Here is a 25,056-nt window from a genome sequence, read left to right as displayed (position 1 = left end):
GCGATAATATAGCGTTTATGGTGTGTTCGACGAGAATCCATCACAAATTACAATTACGTAAGAAACGTATTTGTGCGTTGCCTCGTTTTAAACGACGGGGAATACTGCTGATGTCCCGAAGCCTGAGCTTCAGGGGCTTTCTTATGCTGCGATGATCAACCGGAGAACTATATGCGGGTCTGGAAACAGGTGGGTGTCAGTCTGGCCGTGGTGGGGGCAGGTCTCTGTCTCTGGGGCGTCTATTCGCCCGACGCCCGCAATATGCTCGCCAGCATCGGGCTGGTCAAAGCACCCGCTGCTTCGGTCGAAGTCGCCGCAGCCGGCGGACCGGCGGCCGGCGCGCCGACGGGACAGAATGCGGGTGGCGCACGCCGCAACAATAACGCCACACTGGTTGTGACCGCCCCTGTGAAGAAAGGCACGGTCAACGACCGGTTGAACGCCATCGGCAATGGCGAGGCGATCCAGTCCGTCGTCGTCATGCCGCAGGTTTCCGGCACGCTTTCTGAAATTCGTACATCGTCCGGTGCACGCGTCGTGAAGGGGCAGGTGCTGGCGCGGCTCGATGACGAGGAGCAGGTGATCGAACGCGACAAGGCGCAGGTGGCGCTGCGCAGCGCCGTCGAAAAATCCAGTTCCTACAAGAACCTGAAATCCGTTTCGCGCCTCGACGTACTGGATGCCCAGATTGCCGAAGAAGCCGCCAAGCTTGCGCTGAGCACCGCCGAACTCAATCTCAAGCGGCGTGATATCGTCGCGCCCATCGAAGGCGTGGCCGGTATCGTCGCCGCCAATATCGGTGACAATGTCACGACGCAGTCCACCATTGTCAGCATTGACGACCGGTCTGAAATTCTCGTCAATTTCTGGGCTCCCGAGCGTTTTGCGACTGCGATCAAGATCGGCATGCCGGTGGAGGCCACGTCGATTTCGCGCCCGGGTGAGACTTTCAAGGGGGAGATCGAGGCCGTCGACAACCGTGTCGACGAGGCGAGCCGCACCATCCGCATCCGGGCAAAGTTCGGAAATGAGAAGGATGAGTTGAGGGCGGGCATGTCATTCGGCGTCACCATGCGCTTCGCCGGGGAAACTTATGCCTCGGTTGATCCGCTGGCCGTGCAGTGGGATGCGGAAGGCTCCTATGTCTGGCGTGTGGCTGACAATAAATCCAACAAGGTGCGGGTGCAGATCGTGCAGCGCAACCCGGATGCCGTTCTCGTCAAGGCTGAACTGGCGGAAGGCGAACCTGTCGTTATTGAGGGCCTGCAGCGCGTGCGCGAAGGCGCGGCGGTGCGGGTCGGCAACCAGCCCAAGCCCGAGGAGGTTGCCAGCCAATGACGACCCAGCCGCCTTCCGGTCAGGATTCCAAGCTCGCCTTTACCGCATTGTTCGTGCGTCGGCCAATTCTGGCGGCGGTCCTTAACACGCTGCTGGTCGTTGCCGGCCTCGCGGCTCTGGTCGGCGTCGAGGTGCGCGAACTGCCCGACGTCGACCGGCCGACGATCAGCGTCAGGACCACGTATGAAGGTGCCGCGCCTGAAACGATCGATCAGGAGGTAACGCAGACCATCGAAGGTGCGGTGGCGCGTGTCAGCGGCATCAAATCCATCGCGTCCAACTCACAATTCGGCACCAGCCGCGTGACGATGGAATTCGGCGACAATGTCGACATGGCCGTTGCGGCCAATGATGTGCGCGATGCCATTGGCCGCGTCACCAACCAGTTGCCTGACGATGCTGACGAGCCGCAGATCATCAAGGCGGATTCCGACAGCCAGCCGATCATGCGGCTTGCCGTCACGTCGTCCACGCTCAGTATGGAAGATCTGACAAAGCTGGTGGATGACGAAATCATCGACCGTCTGGCTGCCGTCGATGGTGTGGCCGATGTGGAGCTTTACGGCGACCAGGAAAAGGTCTTTCGCGTCGATCTCAATCAGGCAGCATTGGCGAGCCGCGGTTTGACGGTGACCGATGTTTCCAACGCGCTTGCAAGCGCTGCCCTCGATGTCCCGGCGGGTTCGCTGAAAAGCACGACGCAGGATATCGTCGTGCGCGCCACCGCGAGCCTGACAAAGCCCGAGGATTTTTCCAATCTTCTCATCAAGAACAATATCCGCCTCAGGGACGTGGCGACCGTCATGCTGGGGGCGGACGACGAATCCACGTCGCTGCGCTCGAACGGCGTTCAGGGCGTCGGTCTTGGCATCATCCGCCAGGCACAGTCAAACACGCTCAGTATCTCGACCGGTGTGAAAGCCGCCGTCGACGCCATGTCTGCCAATCTGCCGGAGGGCACGCGTGTCGTCGTGACCAGTGACGATGCCGTCTTCATCGAAGGCGCGCTGCACGAGGTCGAACTGGCGCTCGGGCTCTCGGCGATCATCGTCGTTGTGGTGCTTTATCTTTTCCTGCGCGACTGGCGCGCCACCCTCATTCCGGCGATCACCATGCCGGTGGCGCTGATTGGCACCATCGTCGCCATTTATATGGTCGGCTTCTCCGTCAATATCCTGACACTGCTCGCCATCGTTCTGGCGACTGGTCTGGTGGTCGACGACGCCATCGTGGTCCTGGAAAATATCGTGCGCCGCCGGGCGGAAGGCATGGGGCCCCGGGCCGCTGCCGTTCTCGGCACGCAGGAGGTGTTTTTCGCCGTCATCGCGACGACGGCGACGCTGGCTGCCGTGTTCATTCCGCTTTCTTTCCTGCCGGGTCAGCTTGGCGGCCTGTTCCGTGAATTCGGTTTTGTGCTGGCCTTCGCGGTGGGTTTGTCCTCCATCGTGGCACTGACGCTGTGCCCGATGCTTGCTTCGCGCATGCTGAAGGAGGGGCTGAAGGAGCCGACTGGGCCGCTCGCCTGGTTCGGTAATGTCTTTGCCTCCACATACAAGTCGACGCTGTCCGCCTGCCTCAACAACCCCCTCATTGTCATCGTCGTTGCGCTCATCTTTTCCGGCCTGTCATGGATCGCCTTCGGCATGATCCAGAATGAATTGACGCCGCGCGAGGACCGCGCCTCTATCATGATGCGGGTCACCGCGCCGCAGGGCGTCAGCCTCGAATATACCCGCGACCAGTTGCAGCGGATCGAAGAAAACCTGCAGCCGCTTCGCGACAGCGGGGAAATCCGTAACATCTACTCCATCACTGGCATGAACGGCTCGTCCAATACCGGCTTCATGGTGCTGACGCTGGCGCCCTGGGCCGACCGAGATCGCACGCAGAACCAGATCGCTGCCGATGTCACCTCTGCCGCCAACAAGGTTCCGGCGTTGCGGGGCAACGCGATGCAGCCGAACAGCCTCCGCATTCGCGGCGCCGGCAACGGATTGCAGATGGCGATGGTCGGCAGCAATTATGCGGCGCTGACAGAGGCGACGCAGAAATTGCTGCTTTCCATGGAAGAAAGCGGCCTGTTCGATACGCCACGTTTCGACAACGAACCCAATCAGGCGCAGATTTCGGTCTCCATCGACCGTGAGCGCGCGTCTGATCTCGGCATCGACATCACCGGTCTCTCTCGCGCCATGCAGTCGCTGCTGGAAGGGCGCTCGATTGTCGACGTCTTCGTGGATGGCGATGCGATCCCGGTGCGGCTCCTGTCCTCCACCCGGCCGATCAATGATCCGACCGATCTTGAGAATGTCTTCCTGAAGACGGGCGACGGCAAGATCGTGCCGATGTCGGTCATCGCGTCGCTCAAGGAAAATGCGGTCGCGCCGCAGCTCAACCGCGAACAGCAGCTTCCCTCCGTCGGCTTTACCGCCAATCTCAAGGACGGCGTTTCGCTGGGCGAGGCGCTGCAAAAGGTGAACGAGCTCTCGCAATCCGTCCTGCCGCCCGGTGCACGCTTGCTGCCGCTGGGCGAGGCTGCAACACTGGAGGAGAATTCGAGCGGCATGCTGCTGACCTTCGGTTTCGCGATTGCCATCATCTTCCTCGTGCTTGCCGCGCAGTTCGAAAGCGTGCTGAGTTCGGTCATCATCATGTCAACGGTGCCGCTCGGCCTTGCCTGTGCCGTCATCGCGCTGCTCGTCACCGGCTCCAGCCTCAATGTTTACAGCCAGATCGGCCTCGTGCTGCTCGTTGGCGTCATGGCGAAGAACGGTATCCTGATTGTTGAATTCGCCAACCATCTGCGCGATCAGGGTGCAACCGTGCGGGAAGCTATCGAAAAAGCCACCAGCATCCGTCTGCGTCCGGTCATGATGACGATGATCGCGACCATCCTTGGCGGCGTGCCGCTGGTTCTGGCGCAGGGAGCCGGCGCCGAGGCGCGCATCGCGCTCGGCTGGGTCATCGTCGGCGGACTGGGCTTCGCGACGCTGGTGACGCTTTACATCACACCGGTCTCCTACCTGCTGATCGCCCGCTTCGCCAAACCGCAAGCGGATGAGGAAATCCGCCTTCACCGCGAACTGGAACTTGCCGCCCGCCGCAAGGCGCTGGAGGAAGACAAGCCGCTGCTTGCTGCGGAATAAAAAACGGTTGCCGCCTTGCCGTCTGGCGCCATTGCGCGGCTGGACAAAGCGTTAACCTTATCCCATACCACCTGACGGAATTTCGTAACGGATCGAATCCTTTACGGGCTGATGTTGCGGTGGAGACGGACGATGGCGTTGAAAGATGTGGTGGCGGGAAAGCGTAACGAAGAGGGCATTGCGTCTGCGCTCGCCGTTTTGAAGCAGCAACTCGGCGACAGGCTCCAGACCGGACAGGCGTTTCGGGAGCAGCACGGCCACACCACCACCTATCTGACGCTCCAGGCGCCTGACGGCGTCGTTTTTGCCGAGAGTGCTGATGATGTGAAGGCCGTCGTGAAGGTCTGCTCGCAATATAAGGTGCCGGTGATTCCGTTTGGGACGGGGTCTTCGCTGGAAGGGCAGGTGAATGCGCCCAGCGGCGGAATCTGCATCGATTTCAGCCGGATGAATCGCATCATTGAGGTGAATGCCGAAGATCTTGATGTGACGGTGGAGCCGGGCGTGACGCGCGAGGACCTCAATGTCTATCTGCGCGATACCGGCCTGTTCTTCCCGATCGATCCCGGCGCCAATGCCTCGATCGGCGGCATGGCCTCGACACGCGCTTCCGGCACCAATGCCGTGCGTTATGGCACGATGAAGGACAATGTGCTCGCCGTTACCGCCGTCGTCGCCAACGGCGAGGAAATCCGCACCGCGCGCCGCGCTCGCAAGTCGTCTGCCGGCTATGACCTGACGCGGCTTTTCGTGGGGGCCGAGGGGACGCTCGGCGTCATCACTTCGGTGACGCTGCGACTGCAGGGCATACCGGAAAAGATCGCCGGCGGCGTCTGCACATTCGACAGCATCAAGGCGGCCTGCGATGCCGTCATCATGACGATCCAGATGGGGGTTCCGGTTGCCCGTATCGAATTGCTCGATGAGGTCCAGGTCCGGGCCTGCAATGCCTATTCCGGCCTGAACTATGCGGAGAAGCCGACGCTTTTCTTGGAGTTCCACGGCACCGAGGAAACGGCGGCGCTACAATCGCAGCAGTTCGCAGAAATCGCAGCTGAATGCGGAAGCATCGACTTCCGCTGGACAAGCGATGCCGCCGAACGCAACAAGCTCTGGAAGGCGCGGCACGACGCCTATTGGGCCTCGCGGGCGCTTGCGCCCCATCTCGACGGGCTTTCCACCGATGTCTGCGTGCCGATTTCGAGGCTGGCGGATTGCGTGGTTGAAACGCAGCTGGATATCCAGGAAAACGGCTTTCTCGCACCGATCGTCGGCCATGCCGGCGATGGGAACTTTCATGTCCTTATTCTGTTCGATGGAAAAGATGCGGAAAGCGTAGCGAAAACCGAAGCCTTCGTTGCCCGTCTCAACCGCCGCGCCATCGCCATGGACGGCACCTGCACCGGCGAACACGGCATAGGACAGGGCAAGATGAGTTTCCTCGCCGAAGAGGCCGGCAATGCATTGGATGTGATGCGCGCCATCAAAATGTCGCTCGACCCGGACAACATTTTCAATCCGGGCAAGTTGTTCCGTCTTGTCTGATCGTTCTCACATTTGATTGGTACAAAAGGCTGCTTGCCGTTAAGGCAAAAAAGAATAGGTTTGCAGCGTTCGTGAAGGGAGATGCAGGTCAGTGCTCGGACGTATTCTGGTTTTTCTGGGCGGACTGCTGGCGGTGGTGCTGTTTTCGGCGCTGCTTATTCCCTATTTCGTCGACTGGACGGATTTCCGCCGTGATTTTGAGGACCAGGCGAGCCGTATTCTCGGCAAGAAGGTTGTCGTGCATGGCCGCGTCGAGGCCCGCATCCTGCCGTTCCCTTCGGTAACGTTGCATGATGTCCGGGCCGGGACGGATGCCGATGGATCGCCGCTCATCCAGGTCGCGCGTTTTTCCATGGACGCCGAGCTCGCGCCCTTCCTTTCCGGCGAGGCGCGCATCTTTGACATGCGCATCGAGGAACCCAAGGCGAAGATCAGGCTGCTGAAAGACGGCACGCTGGACTGGATGCGCGGCAGCCGCGCGGAAATTCCCGCCCGAACCGTGGTTCTGGAAAGCGTCCAGATTGAGGGCGGCCAGATCGAGTTCATCGACGAGCAATCGGGCCGCAACCGCCTGATCACCGGTCTTACCGCCGATATGTCCGCCAATTCGCTGGCCGGACCATGGAAGGCGGACGGGCGGGCTGCCGTCGACGGGCATCCCGGCTCTTTCTCCCTCTCAAGCAGCGAACCTGATTATGCCAATGGCCGCATGGGCCTTCGCGTTCGTGTCGTGCCGGATGAGCATCCCGTCGAGGTCGATCTGGATGGCGTCATCGCCGCAGCGGCGGGAAAGCCCGCCTATAGCGGTTCCTTTTCTTTCAGCTTCAGGGAAGACGAAAAGCAGAAACAGGCCGGGCAATCGCTCTTCTCCTCGCCGCGCACCCGCGGCAGTTTTGAACTGACCAATGAGAGCGTGCGTATACCGAGCTACCGCATGGAACTCGGCGGTAACGAAAATCCCTATGTCGTGACCGGAGAGGCGACGCTCGATACCGGCGCCAAGCCCGAATTCCTGCTGACGGCCGATGGCCAGCAGATCGATGTCGCACGTTTTGCGCCGCCTGTCGTGCAGACCGGCAAGACCTCGCGCCAGCCCACCGTTTCCGTGCGCCAGCGCATCGAGGCCTTTGCCGCCATGGTGGCGCGCATTCCCGTACCGCCGGTGCCGGGCAAGGCGAGCATCAGCCTTCCCGCCCTGGTTTCCGACGACACGACCATTCGTGACATCCGGCTGGATGTTCGGCCGCAGGGCAGCGGCTGGCAGGTGGTGAATGCGGTGGCGACGTTGCCAGGAAGAACCCAGCTGGAGGCCAAGGGATCGTTGACCCTGCTTGGTGGTCCGGCCTTCAACGGCAATATGCTCGTTGCGTCCAACCAGCCCTCGGGGCTGGCGAACTGGCTTTCCGGCTCCGTCGATCCGGCCATCCGGCAACTCAATGCCGCCGGCTTTTCTGCCGATGTCTCGTTGACGACGCTGAACCAGCGCTTCGACAATCTGGAGCTCGCCATCGGCGACGCGTCGCTGAAAGGCGAGCTGGAACGGCGCTCCGACGGCAAGACCTCCAATCTTTCGATCGATCTTGCGGGCAACGAAATCGACCTGGATGCGCTGAAGGCACTCGGCAGTCTGGCGCTTGGCGATCAGGTCGGAAGCTCGGTTCTCGACCACCGCATTACTGCGAAGTTCAAGGCCGACCGGTTCAACATAGCCGGGGTGACCGCCAATCATGTCGAGACCGCCTTCACGATGGCGGGCGGGGTTCTTTCGCTGGAAAATATGACGGCCGGCGATATCGCCGGTGCAGAGGTCAGGGCAAGAGGCGAATTGCAGGGCTCTTTGCTGAAATATGCGGGCAAGGGCACGGTGAACCTGCACGCGGCGGATATGCAGCCCTTCTTTACGATGCTGCAGCAGAAACTGCCTGCTCATCCCTTCCTCAGCCGCCTGGCGGCCAGCGCGCCATGGTACGCCAATTCCGACCTTGCAATGGATGTCTCGGTCAACAGCGAAAACGGCGGCGCCAATGTTGCCGTCTCCGGTAACGTTAACGGCAGCCGGCTGTCCGCCGTCGCCAAGATGCCGGATTTCCTGTCGATCACCGATGACACGGCCATGTCGCTGGAAGCTGTCTTGAAAAACCAGTCGACGGCCATCCTGTTCGGCCAGGCCGGGCTTGACCCGTTGCCCTTCGACGCTGACGGCGAGGGCCTCCTGTCCGTCAAGCTCAATGGCACGCTCGGCGCGCCGGCACAGACCGATATCCGCTTCTCGACGGAACGCACACATTTTTCGGCGAACGGCTCCTTTGCCGTTTCAGCTGCCAATTTCGGTGAGGGCAGCGCCGATGTCGTCCTCGAAAGCGCTGATATCGAGCCCTATCTAATCATGAATGCCGTTGGGCTGCCGCAGCTCGGTGGGGGCATGGCGGTGAAGGCCAATGCGAAAGTTGCGGTGGATGGACAAAAAATTGCGCTTTCTTCTGTCGGCGGACAGGCAGGCGGTAATCCCTTCTCCGGCAACCTGACGTTCGAACGCGCCGCGCCCCATTCCGTCAGCGGCGATCTCTCAGTCCGGACCGCCGATCTCGCGTGGCTTGGCGACGCAATCTATGGTCCGGTGATCGATCCGGAAACCGGGGGCCTCAATGCCAAGCCGCTGGCCATGCCGGCCTTCCCGCAGCTCAAGGCGTCTCTGTCGCTCAAGGCGGAAAGCTTCGAGGCTGGACCTTTCGGCACGGTCACGGGTTTGACGGCCAAGGTAACGCATGATTCGGGCAGTCTCGCACTCGACGACATCACCGGCGGCTTCATGGGCGGCAAGATTGCAGGACGGTTTGCGATGTCCACGGGCGAGGGGGCGGGCATTTTCCGCACCAAGATCGCGGTAACCGACGCCAATCCGGAGCCGATCCTTTGGGCGAATGCGAACGGTCCGGTTGCGACCGGCCGCGTGGCCATTGATCTTACGGCAGAATCGACCGGCAAAAGCGTTGGTGAAATGCTGAAATCAGCGGGTGGCTCGGGTGAAATCCGGGCCAGCGGGCTGGTGCTGAAGGGGCTCAATCCCGGTGCCCTGCCGCCAATACTGCAGGCGGCGGATGGCTTGCAGCAGCCGATCGATGCTCCGAAAGTTCGGCCGCTGGTGGACCAGAGCCTGTGGCAGGGCGAGATCGGACTCGGCGATGTATCCCTGCCGTTCTCGGTGAATGGTGGTGCGCTGCATTTCCAGAATTTGCGGGCGGCGATCGATCCATTGACGCTGACAGCCGATGCGACGGTTGATCTTGCTGCTTTCACGGTGAATGGCGACTTCGATCTCCTGTTCAATCCCGGCACCGAAACGGTTGCCGGCGCCGAGCCGTCTTTGCGCCTGAATTACAACGGTCCGCTTGCTGCGCCAGCCCTGACAACCGACGTTTCGGCGCTCACCAACTACCTGTCCCTGCGGGCCTTCGAAAAGGAGCGGCGCAGGGTGGAGGCAATGCAGGCAAGCGTTCTTGAAAAGCAACGCCTGCGCCGCGAAGTGGCGCTTTATCGTTTCCAGGCGGCTGAGCGGCAGGCGGAAAAGGAACGGGCGGAGGCGGAAGCCAAGGCGAAGGCAGAGGAAGAAGCACGGCTGAAGGCTGCTGCCGAAGAACGTCTGCGGCAGGAAAAGGAACAGCAGGAACGTTTGCAGCAGCAACAGCAGCAGCCCGTGCCGCAGCCGCAGTCAGCGCCGGTTCTGGTGGTGCCACCGACGGAAAATGCAATCCGGGAACTCGCCCCGGAAAATGCTCCCGCCAATCCGTAATTTTCCGAAAAGGGCTCGGCGTCGCTTTTCATCTCTGCTTCGGTTCCATGTCCGCGGTCTGGACCGGCTCCGGTCGCTACCCCGCAATCCGGACTTTCAGGTCCGAAACGGTTGAAGAGACAGTGAATGAAGGGGAGAAAGCTTGGCTGTTCCCGGAGAAACCCTGGGTATCCCCATCGGGGGATGTCTGGACGGGGAGGTTCGGACAAAGGCAGGAAACAAGGCTACGCAATACGGGAATGCCTTGCAGCGCAGATTAGTCCGCGAATGTTTAATGAATACTTTCGCAGCGTTACCAGTTTTCGGCGGGAATGTTTTGTAGTCGGCGAACATAAATTGCGGGCTGGCGTCGCCGGGTGACTCCGTCGTGAATTTATCGGGTCTTGAGCCAGTTCAGCACATAAACGCGTAGCGACGAAGACAGATTGCTGTCGGAGGGGCGGTTGTCATCGATTTCGGCCAGCAGGGCTGCGAAACTGATCTTGCGTCTCTCCGCGATGATTTTCAGCTCGTCCCAAAAGGCGTCCTCAAGCGAAATACTGGTCCGGTGGCCGTGCAACGTCGCGGAATGCTTGCGGATCATCAGATCGGTCTTTGGCTGGAAATCTGAATCATGTTTTGCCGGCAAGCCCCTGTTTTACGATTCTTTTCCGATTGCTGGCCCTGTCTGTCCCTCGGCAGGTCGGTCTCAGTCCTTCCGGGGCCCGTGAGCGTCGTTTTCGAGCCGGCCCTGGTCAAGTGCCTTTTCGGCCTTTTCATTCAGGGCTGATGTGAGGTTCTTTTCCGCTTTGGTGCGTCCGAAGGACAGGCGGTTCTGCTCCGCCTGTTTTTCTTTTTCGCTGCGGGCTTTCTGCTTCCGGAACTGGCGCAGATTGACGATATCGGCGGCCATGCGGATACGTCTCCTCGGGTTTCGCGCTCAGGCAGGCGTTATTGCTTCTTGCGGAAAGCATCCAGCGAGACGACGGAGCCTTCCTTCTTTTCCTCGCCGGCCTTGGGCGTTTCGGAAGCGGAAGCCGGCTTCGCCTCGTGCGACACCGGATATGCGGTGATTTCCGCGTCTTCCGCTTCTTCCTCGTCCGCCAGGGGGACATCGAACTCAAGTTCGAAATTCACGGAAGGATCGTAGAAACCGCGAATGGCATTATAGGGAATGACGAGCTTTTCCGGTGTATCGGAGAAGGAGAGACCGATTTCGAAGCCGGTTTCGGTGACCTTCAGGTCCCAGAATTGATGCTGGATGACAATGGTCATCTGCTCGGCATATTTCGCCTTGAGGTGCTGCGAAATCCGCACACCGGGTGCACCGGTCAAGAAGGTAATGAAGAAATGGTGGTCGCCGGGCAGTCGGCCGGTGGCGGCCACTTCGCCCAATACCTTACGAATAACGCCGCGAAGGGCATCCTGTGCGAGAATGTCGTAACGGATATGATCCTGCCCCATGCGGTCCTGTCTTTCCCTTATTCGAACGTCTTTTTCATGCGCGGCGCGCCTTGGGTACCAAGGACGCTGTAACACTTTGAATCTCTGCGTAATCCTTGAGCCGGGATCAATTCCGATCCGGATGGTTACGCTTTGCTCAAGTATACGCAATGTCCCGAACGGCAGCAATGGAAAAGCCGATGCTGTCCGCAAGTCAGCTATCATATAACCAATTCAGGCAAAATGGAGAAGGTGGAGGTTTCTGTTGCCAGGTACCTCCGAACCCCGCCTCACGGGGCTAACCGTGAGGGCTTTAGAGCGGAATTCCCGCACCGCCATTAGGCAGCGAGAGCGTATTCCTTAGCGTTGTTGTCGTTTGCAACTACACTTGTGACCCGATAACGGCGGTATCATGCCGAGCAAAAGTTCGATCTTTACACCCTTGTCGATCCTATTTCGCCCCCATCAAAAGCCGGCCTTTCATCTTAAAGCCGCCGGTTTTTGGTGGAGGCGCCGGGTACCGCCCCCGGGTCCAATAGGTTTATTACACCGACCGTTTATCGCCATAGCCGGGTTGCCCCGGCAAGGCTCATATAGGCGTTTCGACCGGCTGAGAAAAGGGGGGAGATGACAATTCGATGAAAAGGTTTCGTGTTTGACGCCGGCAATTTAGACAATTCTTGACGACGAGGGATTGCTGTCTCATTCTCCCTGCAACCGGTCATTAGAAGCAACACCGGGCCGGGGACACACGAAGGAGTGGACATGACTGACTATCTCGCAGATGTGAAGAAATACGATGCAGCCGCCGACGAAGCCGTTGTCGGCAAGATCGTCAAACATCTCGGCATTGCCCTGCGCAACCGGGATTCCTCGCTGGTGTCCGCGTCCGATCCGGAAGAGCTTGCACGTGTGAAGGCTAGCTGGTGCGGCAAGAAGCTTGGTGTCACCGATGACAGCGCCGACAAGGCAATCGATGCCGTTGCGAAAGCCATGGCCGCCGACCGCTCAAAATCGCGCGTGACCTTTTATTACCTGGTCGCCAAGGAACTCGGAAAGCTTCAGTCGCTCTGATTTTCCCGGAAAAACGGGGATAAGCGTTTCCCCGGTGATTGGTTCTGCCGCCCTGTGCTATTATATCTGCCTGATATCAGGGAATCGGCGGCAGAACGCATGAAACAATATCTCGATCTTCTCCGGCATGTGATGGAAACCGGCTCCGACCGCGGAGACCGCACCGGCACCGGCACGCGCTCGGTGTTCGGTTACCAGATGCGTTTCGACCTTGCAGAGGGGTTTCCGGTCCTCACCACCAAGAAGCTGCATCTGCGGTCCATTATCCATGAACTCCTGTGGTTCCTGAACGGCGATACCAATATCGCCTATCTCAAGGAAAACGGCGTTTCCATCTGGGATGAATGGGCCGATGAGAACGGCGATCTAGGCCCGGTCTATGGCGCACAGTGGCGGTCCTGGCCCGCGCCGGACGGACGCCACATCGACCAGATCGCGCTTCTGATCGAGGGCCTGAAAACCAACCCGAACTCGCGCCGTCATATTGTCTCCGCCTGGAACCCGGCGCTGGTGGACGAGATGGCGCTGCCGCCCTGCCACTGCCTGTTCCAGTTCTATGTTGCTGACGGAAAGCTCTCCTGCCAGCTTTACCAGCGTTCCGCCGATATTTTCCTCGGCGTGCCGTTCAACATCGCGTCCTATGCTCTTTTGACGCTGATGGTCGCGCAGGTGGTTGGTCTGAAACCGGGCGATTTCGTCCACACGCTCGGTGATGCGCATATCTATGCCAACCATTTCGAACAGGCGCGGCTGCAGATGACGCGCACGCCGAAGGCCTTGCCGACGATGCGCCTCAATCCTGATGTCAAGGACCTTTTCGGCTTTAAGTTCGAAGACTTTACGCTGGAAAACTACGAGGCCGATTCAAGCATCAAGGCACCGATCGCGGTATGACCGAGCCGCGTATCATCATCATCGTCGCAGTGTCCGAGAACGGCGTCATCGGCCGCGACCTCGACATGCCGTGGAAGCTTTCCACCGACCTCAAGCGCTTCAAGGCGATGACGATGGGCAAGCCGCTCATCATGGGTCGCAAGACGTTTTTATCCGTCGGCGAGCGTCCGTTGCCCGGCCGCCCGCATATCATCGTCAGTCGTAATGCCGATTACCGGCCGCAGGGTGTCGATGTCGTCTCCTCACTGGAGGAGGCCTTGAAGCTCGCCAAAAGCAAGGCTGGGGAACTGGGCGTGGATGAGGTCTTCGTGGCCGGTGGTGGAGAGATCTACCGTCAGGCCATGCCCTTCGCCGATCAACTTTCCGTCACCCACGTCGCGGTAAAGCTCGATGGCGACACTTTTTTCCCGGAGATCGATCCCGCCGTTTTTGAGAAAACCGAGGAAATCCCGGCTCCCGCTGGGGAAAAGGACAATTATCCCGTTCTGTTTACCACGTATATGCGGAGAGCCGCGGCAAAGTGAACTATTTACCCAGATTGGGTATTTAGTTACCACCTCTGCGTTGAAACGAACGCTTCTCCTTCCTATAACGGGTCGATATTCCCGCCGCACGCGAGCAATCGCTTTCGAACGGAACCGGGAGAGGCTTTTACAAAGAGGTATTGATGCCCTGGAGCAATCAGAATGGCGGCGGCGGCCCATGGGGCGGCGGCGGTGGAGGAAACAACCAGGGCGGCGGTGGCGGCCCGTGGGGGCAGGGGCCTAACCGGCCTCGCGGCGGTGGCGGCGGCAATGGCGGTCCGCCCGATCTGGAAGAGATCATCCGGCGCAGCCAGGACCGTTTCAAAAATGTGCTGCCCGGCGGTTTCAATGGCGGCGCAGTTGCCATCGTGGTTCTCGTCGTGCTGGTTTTCCTCGGCATCCAGTCCATCTACACCGTCCAGCCGGACGAGCGCGGGGTGGAGCTGCGTTTCGGCCGTCCGAAGGACGAAATCTCGATGCCCGGTCTGCATTTCCATCTGTGGCCGATCGAGACGGTTGAAATCGTCAAGGTCACCGAGCAGCAGCAGAATATCGGTTCGCGGGCCTCGTCGTCCTCGTCGAGCGGCGTGATGCTCACCGGCGACCAGAACATCGTGAATGTTCAGTTCTCGGTGCTCTATACGGTTTCCGATCCGAAATCCTATCTCTTCAACGTCGACAGCCCGGCCGAGACGCTGCAGCAGGTTTCCGAAAGCGCCATGCGCGAAGTCGTCGGCCGTCGTCCGGCGCAGGATATCTTCCGCGATAACCGTCAGGCGATTGCGGCGGATGTGCGTACCATCATCCAGTCCACCATGGACGGTTATGGCGCCGGCATTTCCATCAATGCCGTGGCCATCGAAGATGCGGCGCCGCCGCGTGAAGTGGCCGACGCGTTTGATGAAGTGCAGCGTGCCGAGCAGGACGAAGACCGCTTCGTTCAGGAAGCCAATCAATACGCCAACCAGAAGCTCGGCGCCGCTCGCGGTCAGGCCGCGCAGATCCTCGAAGAGGCGAACGCCTACAAGTCGCGCGTCGTCAACGAGGCGCAGGGTGAGGCGCAGCGCTTTGTCTCCATCTATGACCAGTATCGCACCGCGCCTGACGTGACCCGTCAGCGCATGTTCCTGGAAACGATGGAACAGGTCCTGAAGGGATCCAACAAGATCATCATCGATGAAAAACAGGGCGTGGTGCCTTATCTGCCTCTGAACGAGATCATGCGCAACAATCCGGGCGCAGCACCGCAGGGAGGCAACTGATATGGGTAACCGTCTTACAGCCGTTCTCGTCGGTCTCGCCGTCCTGCTTTTTCTCGGTTATTCGTCGATCTTCGTGGTCAACGAGCGCCAGCAGGCCATCGTCGTCCGCTTCGGTGAAATCCAGGACGTGAAAACAGCGCCAGGCCTCTATTTCAAGCTGCCCTTCGCCTTCATGGATGCTGACCGCGTGCAATATATCGAGAACCGCGCCTTGCGTTTCGACCACGATAATATCCGTGTTCAGGTTTCCGGCGGCAAGTTCTACGAGGTCGACGCCTTCGTGGTGTACCGTATTACGGATGCGCGCCGCTTCCGGCAGACGGTCTCCGGTGACCAGATGTCGGCTGAATCGCGCCTGCGCACCCGTCTCGACGCATCGCTGCGCCGGGTTTACGGTCTGCGCGGCTTCGAATCGGCGCTGTCGGATGCACGTGCGTCGATGATGCAGGAAGTGCGTGACGATCTGCGTCCCGATGCGGAATCGCTCGGCATCAGCATCGTCGATGTCCGCATCCGCCGTACCGACCTTACGCAGGAAGTCTCCCAGCAGACCTTCGAACGCATGAAGTCGGAGCGTCTTGCGGAAGCCGAACTGATCCGCGCCCGTGGTAACGAAGAAGCGCAGCGCCGCCGCGCTATCGCCGACCGTCAGGTTGTGGAACTGGAATCCGACGCTCGCCGCCAGTCCGAAGTTCTGCGCGGTGAAGGCGATGCGGAGCGTAACAAGGTGTTCGGCGAGGCTTTCCAGCGCGATCCGAACTTCTTCGAGTTCTATCGTTCCATGTCGGCCTATGCCAACGCACTGAACGGCAATGGCACGACGCTGGTTCTGTCGCCGGACTCGACCTTCTTCCGTTATTTCAACAATATCGACGGTGCGGCCCCTGCCTCTCCGGCCGCGCCCGCACCTGCGCCGGCGAACTGATAGCGGATAAAATGAATTTGGAGGGGCCGGTTTTTACCGGCCCTTTCTTTTTGGTGGGGTTTCGTGCCAATGCTGTGGCTAAGGGCAAGGCGTCCCCCGCCTGTTCACGAAAAGGTATTTTTACACTTCATCATTCCGCCTTATGCTTTGACGATATATGCAGGGCAAGACGATTTGAAACGCGAGGACGCATATGGCCGTGACCCTTCTTTCGCCTTTTCGCAGCAGCATTTCCGCAGTCGCGGTAATAGCGCTTGTTGCGGGCAGCCTTGCGGCGCCGCTTCCGGCGGGCGCGCAAAGCCACGGGCCGGAATCTGTTGCCGATCTTGCCGAGCCGCTGCTGGATGCGGTGGTGAATATTTCCACGTCGCAGAACGTCAAGACAGATGGCAAGGGGCCGGTTCCGCCACGTCTGCCGGAAGGTTCGCCCTTCCAGGAGTTCTTCAAGGATTATTTCGACAGCCAGAAGCCGGAAGGCGGTGAAAAGGTCAATTCCCTCGGGTCCGGTTTTGTGATCGATCCCGCCGGTTATGTCGTCACCAACAACCACGTCATCGAGGGTGCCGATGCCATCGAGGTGATTTTTCCGAATGGCTCGAAGCTCAAGGCGACGCTTGTCGGCACCGATACCAAGACCGATCTTTCCGTTCTGAAGGTGGAGCCAAAAACGCCGCTGAAGGCGGTCAAATTTGGCGATTCGCGCAGCATGCGCATTGGCGACTGGGTAATGGCGGTCGGTAACCCCTTCGGGCTTGGCGGATCGCTGACCGTTGGCGTCATTTCAGCGCGCGGCCGCAATATCAATGCCGGCCCTTATGACAATTTCATCCAGACGGATGCGGCCATCAACAAGGGTAACTCCGGTGGACCGCTCTTCAACATGAAGGGCGAGGTGATTGGCATCAATACGGCGATCATTTCGCCGAGCGGCGGTTCGATCGGTATCGGTTTCGCCGTGCCGACGGAGCTTGCACAGAACATCGTTCAGCAACTGATCGAATTCGGAGAGACCCGCCGCGGCTGGCTGGGTGTTCGCGTCCAGCCGGTCACGGACGATGTGGCCGCGAGCCTCGGCATGGACAGCGCCAAGGGCGCGCTGATTTCCGGGGTCGCCAAGGGCGGCCCGGTGGAAAACGGTCCGATCCAGGCTGGCGACGTCGTGCTGAAATTCGATGGCAAGGATATTCACGAGATGCGCGACCTTCTGCGGATCGTGGCGGAAAGCCCGGTTGGCAAGGAAGTCGATGTCGTCATCCTGCGCGACGGAAAGGAAGAGACCGTCAAGGTCAAGCTGGGCCAGCTGCAGGATACTACGGATGAGAAAGCTTCGACTGACGACCAGCAGACTGACGACGGCGACAGCGGTGTGATCGCGCCGGAAGACAATGATGGCGGCGACGATCAAGCCCAGGATCAGACTCCGGAGGTGCGTGAAGCGCCGCAGAGCGTGCTTGGCATGAATCTCGTTGTGCTCAGCAATGAGTTGCGGACGGAAAAGGGCATTGCCGAGAGCGTTGAAGGCGTGCTGGTCGCAAGTGTCGATCCGGGTTCGTCCGCAGAACAGAAGGGCATGAAGGCAGGCGATGTGATTGTGGAAGTCGGACAGGACTTCATGGAGGTTCCGGGCGACGTGCTGGTGCGGGTGAATGGTCTGAAATCGGAAGGCCGCAAGAACGCCCACATGATGGTGGCCGATGCGCAGGGCAATCTGCGCGTGGTGGCGCTGCCGCTGGAATAACGCTTTCCGCACGGTCGGGCAGGAATCGGGTGGTTCCGATGCTGCCGGCTCTTTAAGCCTTGGCCTCCACCGAACGGAGGCCAAGGCTATGAAATTACTTGAAAACAAAGTCGCCATCATCATCGGCGCGTCGTCCGGCATCGGCCGCGCGACGGCGCGCCTGTTTGCCGCTCATGGCGCCGCCGTCGTCATTAATGCGCGCGGCGAAAAGGCGCTGGACGAGGTTGCCGCCGAGATTCGTGAGGCGGGCGGACCTGTGCACACGGTTGCCGGCGACGCTGGCGTTGCGGAAACCCATTCCCGTTTGGCCGAGGCGGCCATCGACGTTTTTGGTGGTCTCGATATCGCCGTCAACAATGCGGGCGGCGTGGGTGCCGCCAAGCCGCTGGCGGAAATTTCGCCTGACGAATGGGATTACGTGCTTAACGTCAACCTGACTTCCGCCTTTCTTGGCGCGCGCTATCAGATTCCGCTGATGCTGAGGCGCGGCGGCGGTTCTATCGTCTTTACCTCAAGCTTCGTCGGCACCAGTGTCGGCATACCGGGCATGTCGGCTTATGGCGCTGCGAAGGCCGCGCTGATGGGGCTGGTGAAGGGTATTACCGCCGATTATGCCGCCCGCGGCGTTCGCGCCAATGCGTTGTTGCCCGGGGGTGTGGACACGCCGATGGCAGGGGATCAGGCACAAAAGGACTGGGCCGCCGGCCTGCATGCGATGAAACGCATCGCCCAACCCGAGGAAATGGCGCAGGCAGCGCTTTTCCTCGCCAGCCCGATGGCGAGTTTTGTCGCTGGCGCGGCGCTTTTTGCCGATGGTGGCAACGCCGCGGTGAAATAATTCCGGACCGGCGGGTCACGACGTCAACGCGCCCGCCATTGCTCCAGCGTCAGCGCATAGGTGACGTGCGGACGCAGATGGGGATGCGTCTCCGCGGGCACGCGGGGATGGTCGAAATCCCGCAAGGGATCACGTTTCAGCCCGATTCGCTCCATCACGGCGGTCGAACGGTGGTTGTTCCAGACAGCGAAGGAGACGATTTCCGGCGTCTCCTTTTCGTCAAAGGCCATCACGAGCAGCGACTGCGCCGCTTCGGTGACATAGCCATGTCCCCAGAAACGGGTGGCGAGCCGCCAGCCGATCTCCATGGTGCCGACCGGGAAGGGCGGGTCGAGATTAAGGACGGGCGAAATACCGCAAAATCCCATGGATTCGCCTGTTTCCCGCTGCTCCATCGCATAGAAGCCATAACCACTGCCGCGGATCATGCCATTGATGGTTTCGAGAACCGCGTCCGCTTCCTGATGGCTGCGGCGGAAGGGGAAAAATTCCATGACCTTCTCGTCGGCATTGATTTCACGGAAAAGGTCTCGGTCGCTCTCCTTCCACTCCCGCAGAATAAGTCTTGGAGTCTCGCGAATGATCATGGGGTGACAAAGTCCGTCTTTCGATAACCCTGAATATAAAGAAGCGCCGTCAGGTCGCCATGGTCGATGCGCATCTGCGCTTCGGCCGCCACGGCCGGCTTGGCGTGCAGGGCCACGCCCGCGCCCGCGACATGCAGCATGCCCAGATCATTGGCTCCATCGCCAACCGCCATCGCCTCATCTGGAGAAATGCCGAGTTTGGCAGCAATATCATTCAACGCATCCACCTTGGCCTGTTTTCCGAGGATGGGTTCGGCAACGGTGCCATCAAGCTCGCCATTTGCCTCACCAAGCAGATTGGCGCGGTTCTCGTCAAAACCGAGCACCGCGGCGACACGGCTGGTGAAGACGGTGAAACCGCCTGACACGAGGGCCGTGTAATAGCCTTTCGCCTTCATGGTGGCGATGAGTTCCTTGCCACCCGGGGTCAGCGTGATGCGCTTTTCGATGACGTCATCGATGACAGCAACCGGCAGTCCTTTCAGCAACGCGACGCGCTCCCGCAGTGCCGGTTCAAAGGCGATTTCGCCGTTCATGGCGCGTGCGGTGATGGCGGAGACCTTGTCCTTCAGCCCGACTTCAGCTGCCAGCTCATCGATGCATTCCTGACCGATCATGGTCGAATCCATGTCTGCGATCAGGAGTTTCTTGCGACGCTGGTCCTGCTCCTGGATTACGATATCGATCGGCTGGCCGGCGAGGGTGTCAGCGATAGCCCTGTGTGCCTGCTCTATTGCGGTGCCGGAGGGCAGTGCGATATCGCAGGCAATCCCGTCCGCCAGCCAGTAGAGGCCCGATGCGTTCACGGCCTTCGCGGCCGCTTCGCCGAGGGCCGGTGTCAGAACAGGATTTGACGGATTGGCGATAAGCGTGGCAACCAGAGCCATGATGAAAAACCTTGATGAGAATTTTGATGCGATCCTGATAACCGGCCCGACGGCTAGCGGCAAGTCCGCGCTTGCGCTTCGTCTGGCTGTGGAGCGGGACGGTGTCGTCATCAATGCCGACAGCATGCAGGTTTACGACACGCTGCGCGTGTTGACCGCCCGACCGTCCGAAGACGAGATGGAGGGGGTGCCGCATCTCCTCTACGGTCACGTGCCGGCGAGCAGCCTCTACTCCACGGGCGAATGGCTGCGGGACATCTCCGTCGTGCTTGCCGATCTGCGCGGGCAGGGGCGTTTCCCCGTCATCGTCGGCGGCACGGGGCTTTACTTCAAGGCGCTGACAGGCGGGCTTTCCGACATGCCTGCCATTCCGGACACGATCCGTGAGCCGATGCGGGCCCGGTTGATCGAAGAAGGCGCAGCCATCCTTTACGCCGAGCTTGTCCGGCGCGATCCCGTCATGGCCGACATGCTCCAGCCGGGAGACGGCCAGCGTATTGTCCGCGCGCTGGAGGTGCTTGAAGCGACCGGGAAGTCCATCAGGGATTTTCAGCTTGCCCGTGGCCCGATGATCGTTGATCCGGACCGGGCGCAAAAACTCGTGGTCCTGCCGGAGAGGCCGGTATTGCATGCGCGTATCAACCGGCGTTTCGAAGCCATGATGCATAGCGGTGCGGTGGAGGAGGTACAGGCGCTTCTCGCCCTCGATCTTCCGGCCGATGCCACCGTCATGAAGGCGATTGGCGTTGGCCAGATCGCTGAAATGCTGGCCGGGCGCATGAGCACGGCGGATGTAGTTGAAAGATCGGCCGCTGCAACCCGACAATACGCCAAACGGCAGATGACATGGTTCCGCAACCAGATGGATGAAGACTGGATGCGTATTCAGCCGTGAAGGAACTCAATCTTTCCTGTAGAGACTGCCGAGCGGTTTCTTGAGCAGGCTTTCACGCAGCGACGGGCGTGTATCACCCTGGGGACCATTCTGCGCCTGCATCTGGAAACCGGCTTTGCGCAACTCGTTGACGGCGCTGGAGGCGGTGTCGGTGCCTACCGGATTTTGTGATGCAGGCAGGGCGCGCCCAGGTAGCATGTCCGGGCGGTAGGGTTCGTATTCCTCGCTTACGGCCGCGCCCAACTCCCGCTTCCAGGGATCGATATCGGCGGCATCGAGAGGCCGCGCGGTCGGTTCCGCCGGATCTGAAAAGGCCGCTTCCACGCTCTGCTGAAAGCCTGTGATAACCGGTCTGCTTGCGGCGCGCATGCGGGTGACGATGGCGTTCAGGTCAACGGTATCGGGCGTTTCCTGGCTGGCGTGGCTGATCGTGCCGCTCGCCTTGGGCAATTTGATGGTGGGCACCCGGTCGAAACGCATGCGCATTGGCACCCCGACTGCCTCGCCGAAGGCGATGGCTTCGCCATTGCCGATGGAGGAAAGAAAGCTTGTGGTTGAGGCCGATGCGTTCGGCACAGCCGAGAGAATGATCTTCTGGTCGATCTCGTTCGACAGCCGCATGGCGAAAACAGTCGAACATTGCGACAGGATTGTCTGATCCAGCTCACTGGGTCTCTGGGTGATGATGCCCAGCGAAATGCCGTATTTCCGGCCTTCCTTGGCAATCTGGGCGATGGATTGCCGGGTGGGGAAAAAGCCGCGCTCGGGGTCGGCGGGAACATAACGGTGCGCTTCCTCGCACACCACGAGCATATGCAGCGAACCGCGCGCCAGCACCGCCAGTTCGAAGGACATACGGCAAAGAACGGAAACCACCGAGTTTACCACTTCGGACGGGATGCCCGACAGTTGGAATACCGAAATCGGTTTGCCTTCCCCGGGAATGCGGAAAATATGCGCCACCGTTTCCAGAATCGTGTCGCTGATCGTATTGCTGGAGAACATGAAATTATAGCGCGTGTCGTTGATGGCCGAAAGAATGCGGCCTTTCAGCGTGCGCAGCGCCGGTTTTTCGCCACGCCCCTCCAGCCGCCCGATGCGCTCGTCAATGAGGGCGAGAAGATCGGCGATGCGGTAGGGAACCGGCGTGTCCGGTGTGATCGCGCTCTTGTCGGAGGTGCGGCGAACGGCCGAACCTTCGGTTCCGCGAAATGCTTTTTTCGCCTCGGGAATCAGATCCCGCAGAACATCCATTTCCTCCGGCACGGGCTTGCGGCCGCGGAACACAACCTCCGCGAACTCCTCAAGGCGCATCAACCAGAAGGGAAGGTCCAGCGTATCGGTGTCGATGACGACGGAATGATCTGGGAAGGCGGCGGCGAATTCGTTGTGCGGATCAAGAATGAGGACACGCAGTTTCGGGTCGGTCTCGATTGCCTTGTTCAAAAGCAGGGAGACCGCAGTGGTCTTGCCCACACCGGTCGAACCGACAACGGCGAAATGTTTGGCCAGCATCTGCGGAATATTGATGGCGGCATTGATCGTATCGTCCTGCGTCAGCTTGCCGATGACGCAGGCGTCGCGCTTGCCGCCGTCGTAAATCCTGGAGAGGTCGCTCGCACGGATACGATGCGCGACCGCGCCGAGATAGGGATAACGGGAGATGCCGGTGGAAAAGCGTTCGCTGCCATCTTCGGTACGATAAACCTCGCCCACGAGTTCAACGTCGATCAGCAGCCTGTTCGGCTTGTCTGGCGCCCAGTATTCTTCGCCGGTCCGCATGGCAAAGACAAGCGCGGCGACGCGGCTCGTGCCCATTTCAATGGAGATCAGGCGTCCGACGGACCAGAGCTGCGATACGTCTGTGGTACCCGGTTCGGTTTCCGCAACAATGGTGGCGCGTGCGCCGTCGCAGGCGATGACACGGCCGAGCATGCGGTTGGCCGGCTGCTCGCCGGATCGCCGTTCGTTTTCGCCCATGCGGGATGCGTTATGAAACGTGTCGTTACTCACATTTTTTCCCGGTACATGCGGATGATCGCGGTGGTTCCGGCAGCATCTGCCTTCCCGGTATAAAAGATTATGCTTAACAACAGGTGTATCACTTGCGTTCGAAAATTTCGCGCAGACGCGCTTTCCGGTAATAAAAGAAGGCGACGGTGATTTTTTCATGCAATATGCGTTGACGGCTGGGGCTTTTGTGGCTAACACTCCGGCCCATGAAAAATCTTAACGTACTTATCGTGGTGGGACGGCGCATGGGCAGGATGGTGTAACCATCCGGCGAAAGCACCCATGCGCTGAACGAGGCTCCTCTAGGGGCCTTTTTTTATGTCTTCAAACAGGCCCTCGGGCTCCTCGATATCCAAAGCCAAAGCGGGATGGAAACAGGCAATGACGGATAAGGACAATACGGAAAACAGCAATCGCATGACAGGTGCGGAGATCGTTTTGCGGGCGCTGAAGGACAACGGCGTCGAGCACATCTTCGGTTATCCCGGCGGCGCCGTACTTCCGATCTATGACGAGATTTTCCAGCAGGAAGACATCCAGCATATTCTCGTGCGCCATGAGCAGGGCGCTGGCCATGCGGCTGAAGGTTATGCCCGCTCGACCGGCAAGGTCGGTGTCATGCTCGTCACCTCAGGTCCCGGCGCGACCAATGCAGTTACTCCCCTGCAGGATGCGCTGATGGATTCCATTCCGCTCGTCTGCCTGTCCGGCCAGGTTCCCACCACGCTGATCGGCTCGGACGCGTTCCAGGAATGCGATACTGTTGGCATCACGCGCCCCTGCACCAAGCACAACTGGCTGGTGAAGGACGTCAACGAACTGGCTGGTATCATCCATGAGGCTTTCCGCATTGCGCAGACCGGACGTCCGGGTCCTGTCGTTGTCGATATCCCGAAGGACATCCAGTTCGCCACCGGCACCTACACGCCGCCTTCGGCTGCCGTCCAGCAGAAGAGCTACAAGCCGAAGGTTCAGGGCGACCTCAACGCCATCCATGCCGCCATCGAACTGATGTCGAAGGCGAAAAAGCCGGTTTTCTACACCGGCGGCGGCGTCATCAATTCCGGCCCGGAAGCAACCCGGTTGCTGCGTGAACTGGTCGAGCTGACCGGCTTCCCGATCACGTCGACATTGATGGGTCTCGGTGCCTATCCGGCGTCCGGCAAGAACTGGCTCGGCATGCTGGGCATGCACGGTTCCTACGAGGCCAACATGACGATGCATGATTGCGACGTTCTCGTCTGCGTCGGCGCGCGTTTCGACGACCGTATTACCGGCCGCATCAACGCTTTCTCGCCGAATTCGAAGAAGATCCATATCGATATCGATCCCTCCTCGATCAACAAGACGGTTCGCGTCGACGTTCCGATCATTGGTGATGTCAGCCATGTCCTCGAAGACATGGTTCGCCTGTGGCGCGCTTTGCCGAAGAAGCCTGAGAAGGCGCAGACGGCGGATTGGTGGGCGCAGATCGAGCGCTGGCGCGCACGCAACTCCTTCGCCTACAAGAATTCCAACGATGTCATCATGCCGCAATATGCCCTGCAGCGGCTTTATGAGGCATCGAAGGGGCGTGACACCTACATCACCACGGAAGTCGGCCAGCACCAGATGTGGGCGGCGCAGTTTTTTGGCTTCGAGGAGCCGAACCACTGGATGACCTCGGGCGGTCTCGGCACGATGGGTTATGGCCTGCCGGCGGCCATCGGGGTTCAGGTCGCGCACCCCGAAGCGCTGGTTATCGACATTGCCGGTGACGCCTCGATCCAGATGTGCATTCAGGAGATGTCCTGCGCCATCCAGTACGGCCTGCCGGTGAAGATTTTCATCCTCAACAACCAGTATATGGGCATGGTGCGCCAGTGGCAGCAGCTGCTGCACGGCAACCGCCTGTCCAACTCCTATACGGAAGCCATGCCCGATTTCGTCAAGCTGGCCGAAGCCTATGGCGCGGTTGGCATGTATTGCGACGACCCGAAGGAATTGGATGACAAGATTGCCGAGATGATCGCGGTCAAGAAGCCGGTCATTTTCGATTGCCGTGTTGCCAATCTCGCCAATTGCTTCCCGATGATTCCGTCTGGTAAGGCTCATAACGAGATGCTGCTGCCGGATGAGGCGACGGATGAAGCAGTTGCCAACGCCATTGACGCCAAGGGCCGTCAGCTAGTCTGAGCC

General features: G+C 59.9%; 19 protein-coding genes and 1 other RNA gene. 13 read left to right on the top strand and 7 right to left on the bottom strand.

Annotation, left to right across the window (positions count from 1 at the left end; translation table 11 throughout):
- Positions 1–171: 171 nt before the first annotated feature.
- From ACZ47E_RS08455 to ACZ47E_RS08440, 4 genes are all read left to right on the top strand, one after another.
- Positions 172–1,338 carry an efflux RND transporter periplasmic adaptor subunit gene (locus tag ACZ47E_RS08455; RefSeq protein ID WP_278066871.1) on the top strand — a complete coding sequence of 389 codons (1,167 nt, stop codon included), beginning with the start codon at positions 172–174 and terminating at the stop codon, positions 1,336–1,338.
- Positions 1,335–4,484 (top strand): efflux RND transporter permease subunit, encoded by a 3,150-nt coding sequence (locus tag ACZ47E_RS08450; protein ID WP_278066870.1) that lies wholly within the window; start codon positions 1,335–1,337, stop codon positions 4,482–4,484. Before ACZ47E_RS08455 ends, ACZ47E_RS08450 begins: the two co-directional genes overlap by 4 nt.
- 132 nt (positions 4,485–4,616) lie before the next feature.
- Entirely contained in the window at positions 4,617–6,029 is a 1,413-nt protein-coding gene (locus tag ACZ47E_RS08445) for an FAD-binding oxidoreductase (protein WP_004442745.1), read from the top strand.
- Positions 6,030–6,120: 91 nt separating this feature from the next.
- Positions 6,121–9,819 carry an AsmA family protein gene (locus ACZ47E_RS08440; protein ID WP_278066869.1) on the top strand — a complete coding sequence of 1,233 codons (3,699 nt, stop codon included), beginning with the start codon at positions 6,121–6,123 and terminating at the stop codon, positions 9,817–9,819.
- Between the two features lie 373 nt (positions 9,820–10,192).
- Here ACZ47E_RS08440 and ACZ47E_RS08435 read toward each other — a convergent pair whose 3' ends face one another.
- From ACZ47E_RS08435 to ssrA, 4 genes are all read right to left on the bottom strand, one after another.
- Positions 10,193–10,402 (bottom strand): ribbon-helix-helix domain-containing protein, encoded by a 210-nt coding sequence (locus ACZ47E_RS08435; RefSeq protein WP_034498861.1) that lies wholly within the window; start codon positions 10,400–10,402, stop codon positions 10,193–10,195.
- Positions 10,403–10,507: 105 nt separating this feature from the next.
- On the bottom strand, positions 10,508–10,711 hold the full coding sequence (locus ACZ47E_RS08430; RefSeq protein ID WP_004442742.1) for a DUF4169 family protein: 204 nt from the start codon (positions 10,709–10,711) through the stop codon (positions 10,508–10,510).
- A gap of 38 nt (positions 10,712–10,749) precedes the next feature.
- On the bottom strand, positions 10,750–11,262 hold the full coding sequence (locus ACZ47E_RS08425) for an SspB family protein (RefSeq protein ID WP_004442741.1): 513 nt from the start codon (positions 11,260–11,262) through the stop codon (positions 10,750–10,752).
- Positions 11,263–11,492: 230 nt separating this feature from the next.
- Positions 11,493–11,864, bottom strand: a transfer-messenger RNA (tmRNA) gene (gene ssrA, locus ACZ47E_RS08420).
- Between the two features lie 142 nt (positions 11,865–12,006).
- Between ssrA and ACZ47E_RS08415 the strand changes: the two genes are divergently transcribed.
- The 7 genes from ACZ47E_RS08415 to ACZ47E_RS08385 all read left to right on the top strand — a co-directional run bounded on the left by ACZ47E_RS08415 (position 12,007) and on the right by ACZ47E_RS08385 (position 18,496).
- Positions 12,007–12,315 (top strand): DUF2853 family protein, encoded by a 309-nt coding sequence (locus ACZ47E_RS08415; RefSeq protein WP_004442740.1) that lies wholly within the window; start codon positions 12,007–12,009, stop codon positions 12,313–12,315.
- A 99-nt stretch (positions 12,316–12,414) separates the two neighbouring features.
- Positions 12,415–13,209, top strand: a complete 795-nt coding sequence (locus ACZ47E_RS08410; RefSeq protein WP_004442739.1) for a thymidylate synthase — start codon at positions 12,415–12,417, stop codon at positions 13,207–13,209.
- Positions 13,206–13,733: a dihydrofolate reductase gene (locus ACZ47E_RS08405; protein ID WP_072494623.1), complete on the top strand. Its 528-nt coding sequence runs from the start codon at positions 13,206–13,208 to the stop codon at positions 13,731–13,733. Before ACZ47E_RS08410 ends, ACZ47E_RS08405 begins: the two co-directional genes overlap by 4 nt.
- A gap of 143 nt (positions 13,734–13,876) precedes the next feature.
- Positions 13,877–14,995: an FtsH protease activity modulator HflK gene (gene hflK, locus ACZ47E_RS08400; protein WP_004442737.1), complete on the top strand. Its 1,119-nt coding sequence runs from the start codon at positions 13,877–13,879 to the stop codon at positions 14,993–14,995.
- Between the two features lies 1 nt (position 14,996).
- Positions 14,997–15,920, top strand: coding sequence for a protease modulator HflC (gene hflC / locus ACZ47E_RS08395; protein WP_004442736.1), 924 nt, complete (start codon positions 14,997–14,999; stop codon positions 15,918–15,920).
- Positions 15,921–16,113: 193 nt separating this feature from the next.
- Positions 16,114–17,658, top strand: a complete 1,545-nt coding sequence (locus ACZ47E_RS08390) for a Do family serine endopeptidase (protein WP_045531887.1) — start codon at positions 16,114–16,116, stop codon at positions 17,656–17,658.
- A gap of 88 nt (positions 17,659–17,746) precedes the next feature.
- Positions 17,747–18,496: an SDR family oxidoreductase gene (locus ACZ47E_RS08385; RefSeq protein WP_278066868.1), complete on the top strand. Its 750-nt coding sequence runs from the start codon at positions 17,747–17,749 to the stop codon at positions 18,494–18,496.
- 23 nt (positions 18,497–18,519) lie between these two features.
- Here the strand turns inward: ACZ47E_RS08385 and ACZ47E_RS08380 are convergent, their stop codons facing one another.
- Both ACZ47E_RS08380 and serB read right to left on the bottom strand, forming a co-directional pair.
- Complete coding sequence (locus ACZ47E_RS08380; protein ID WP_037089922.1) at positions 18,520–19,083, bottom strand: GNAT family N-acetyltransferase; 564 nt, start codon at positions 19,081–19,083, stop codon at positions 18,520–18,522.
- On the bottom strand, positions 19,080–19,970 hold the full coding sequence (gene serB / locus ACZ47E_RS08375; protein ID WP_037089924.1) for a phosphoserine phosphatase SerB: 891 nt from the start codon (positions 19,968–19,970) through the stop codon (positions 19,080–19,082). Before serB ends, ACZ47E_RS08380 begins: the two co-directional genes overlap by 4 nt.
- Between serB and miaA the strand changes: the two genes are divergently transcribed.
- Entirely contained in the window at positions 19,969–20,865 is an 897-nt protein-coding gene (gene miaA, locus ACZ47E_RS08370; RefSeq protein ID WP_112553875.1) for a tRNA (adenosine(37)-N6)-dimethylallyltransferase MiaA, read from the top strand. The genes serB and miaA overlap by 2 nt on opposite strands.
- A 6-nt stretch (positions 20,866–20,871) precedes the next feature.
- On the opposite strand, the gene ACZ47E_RS08365 is transcribed toward miaA, so the two are convergent.
- Positions 20,872–22,878 carry an ATP-binding protein gene (locus ACZ47E_RS08365; RefSeq protein WP_022556567.1) on the bottom strand — a complete coding sequence of 669 codons (2,007 nt, stop codon included), beginning with the start codon at positions 22,876–22,878 and terminating at the stop codon, positions 20,872–20,874.
- Positions 22,879–23,259: 381 nt separating this feature from the next.
- Between ACZ47E_RS08365 and ACZ47E_RS08360 the strand changes: the two genes are divergently transcribed.
- Complete coding sequence (locus ACZ47E_RS08360; RefSeq protein ID WP_112766551.1) at positions 23,260–25,053, top strand: acetolactate synthase 3 large subunit; 1,794 nt, start codon at positions 23,260–23,262, stop codon at positions 25,051–25,053.
- Positions 25,054–25,056 lie beyond the last annotated feature (3 nt).

The sequence above is a fragment of the Agrobacterium sp. 5Ca39 genome, from assembly GCF_055382365.1.
This window is presented reverse-complemented; position numbering and strand designations above follow the sequence as displayed.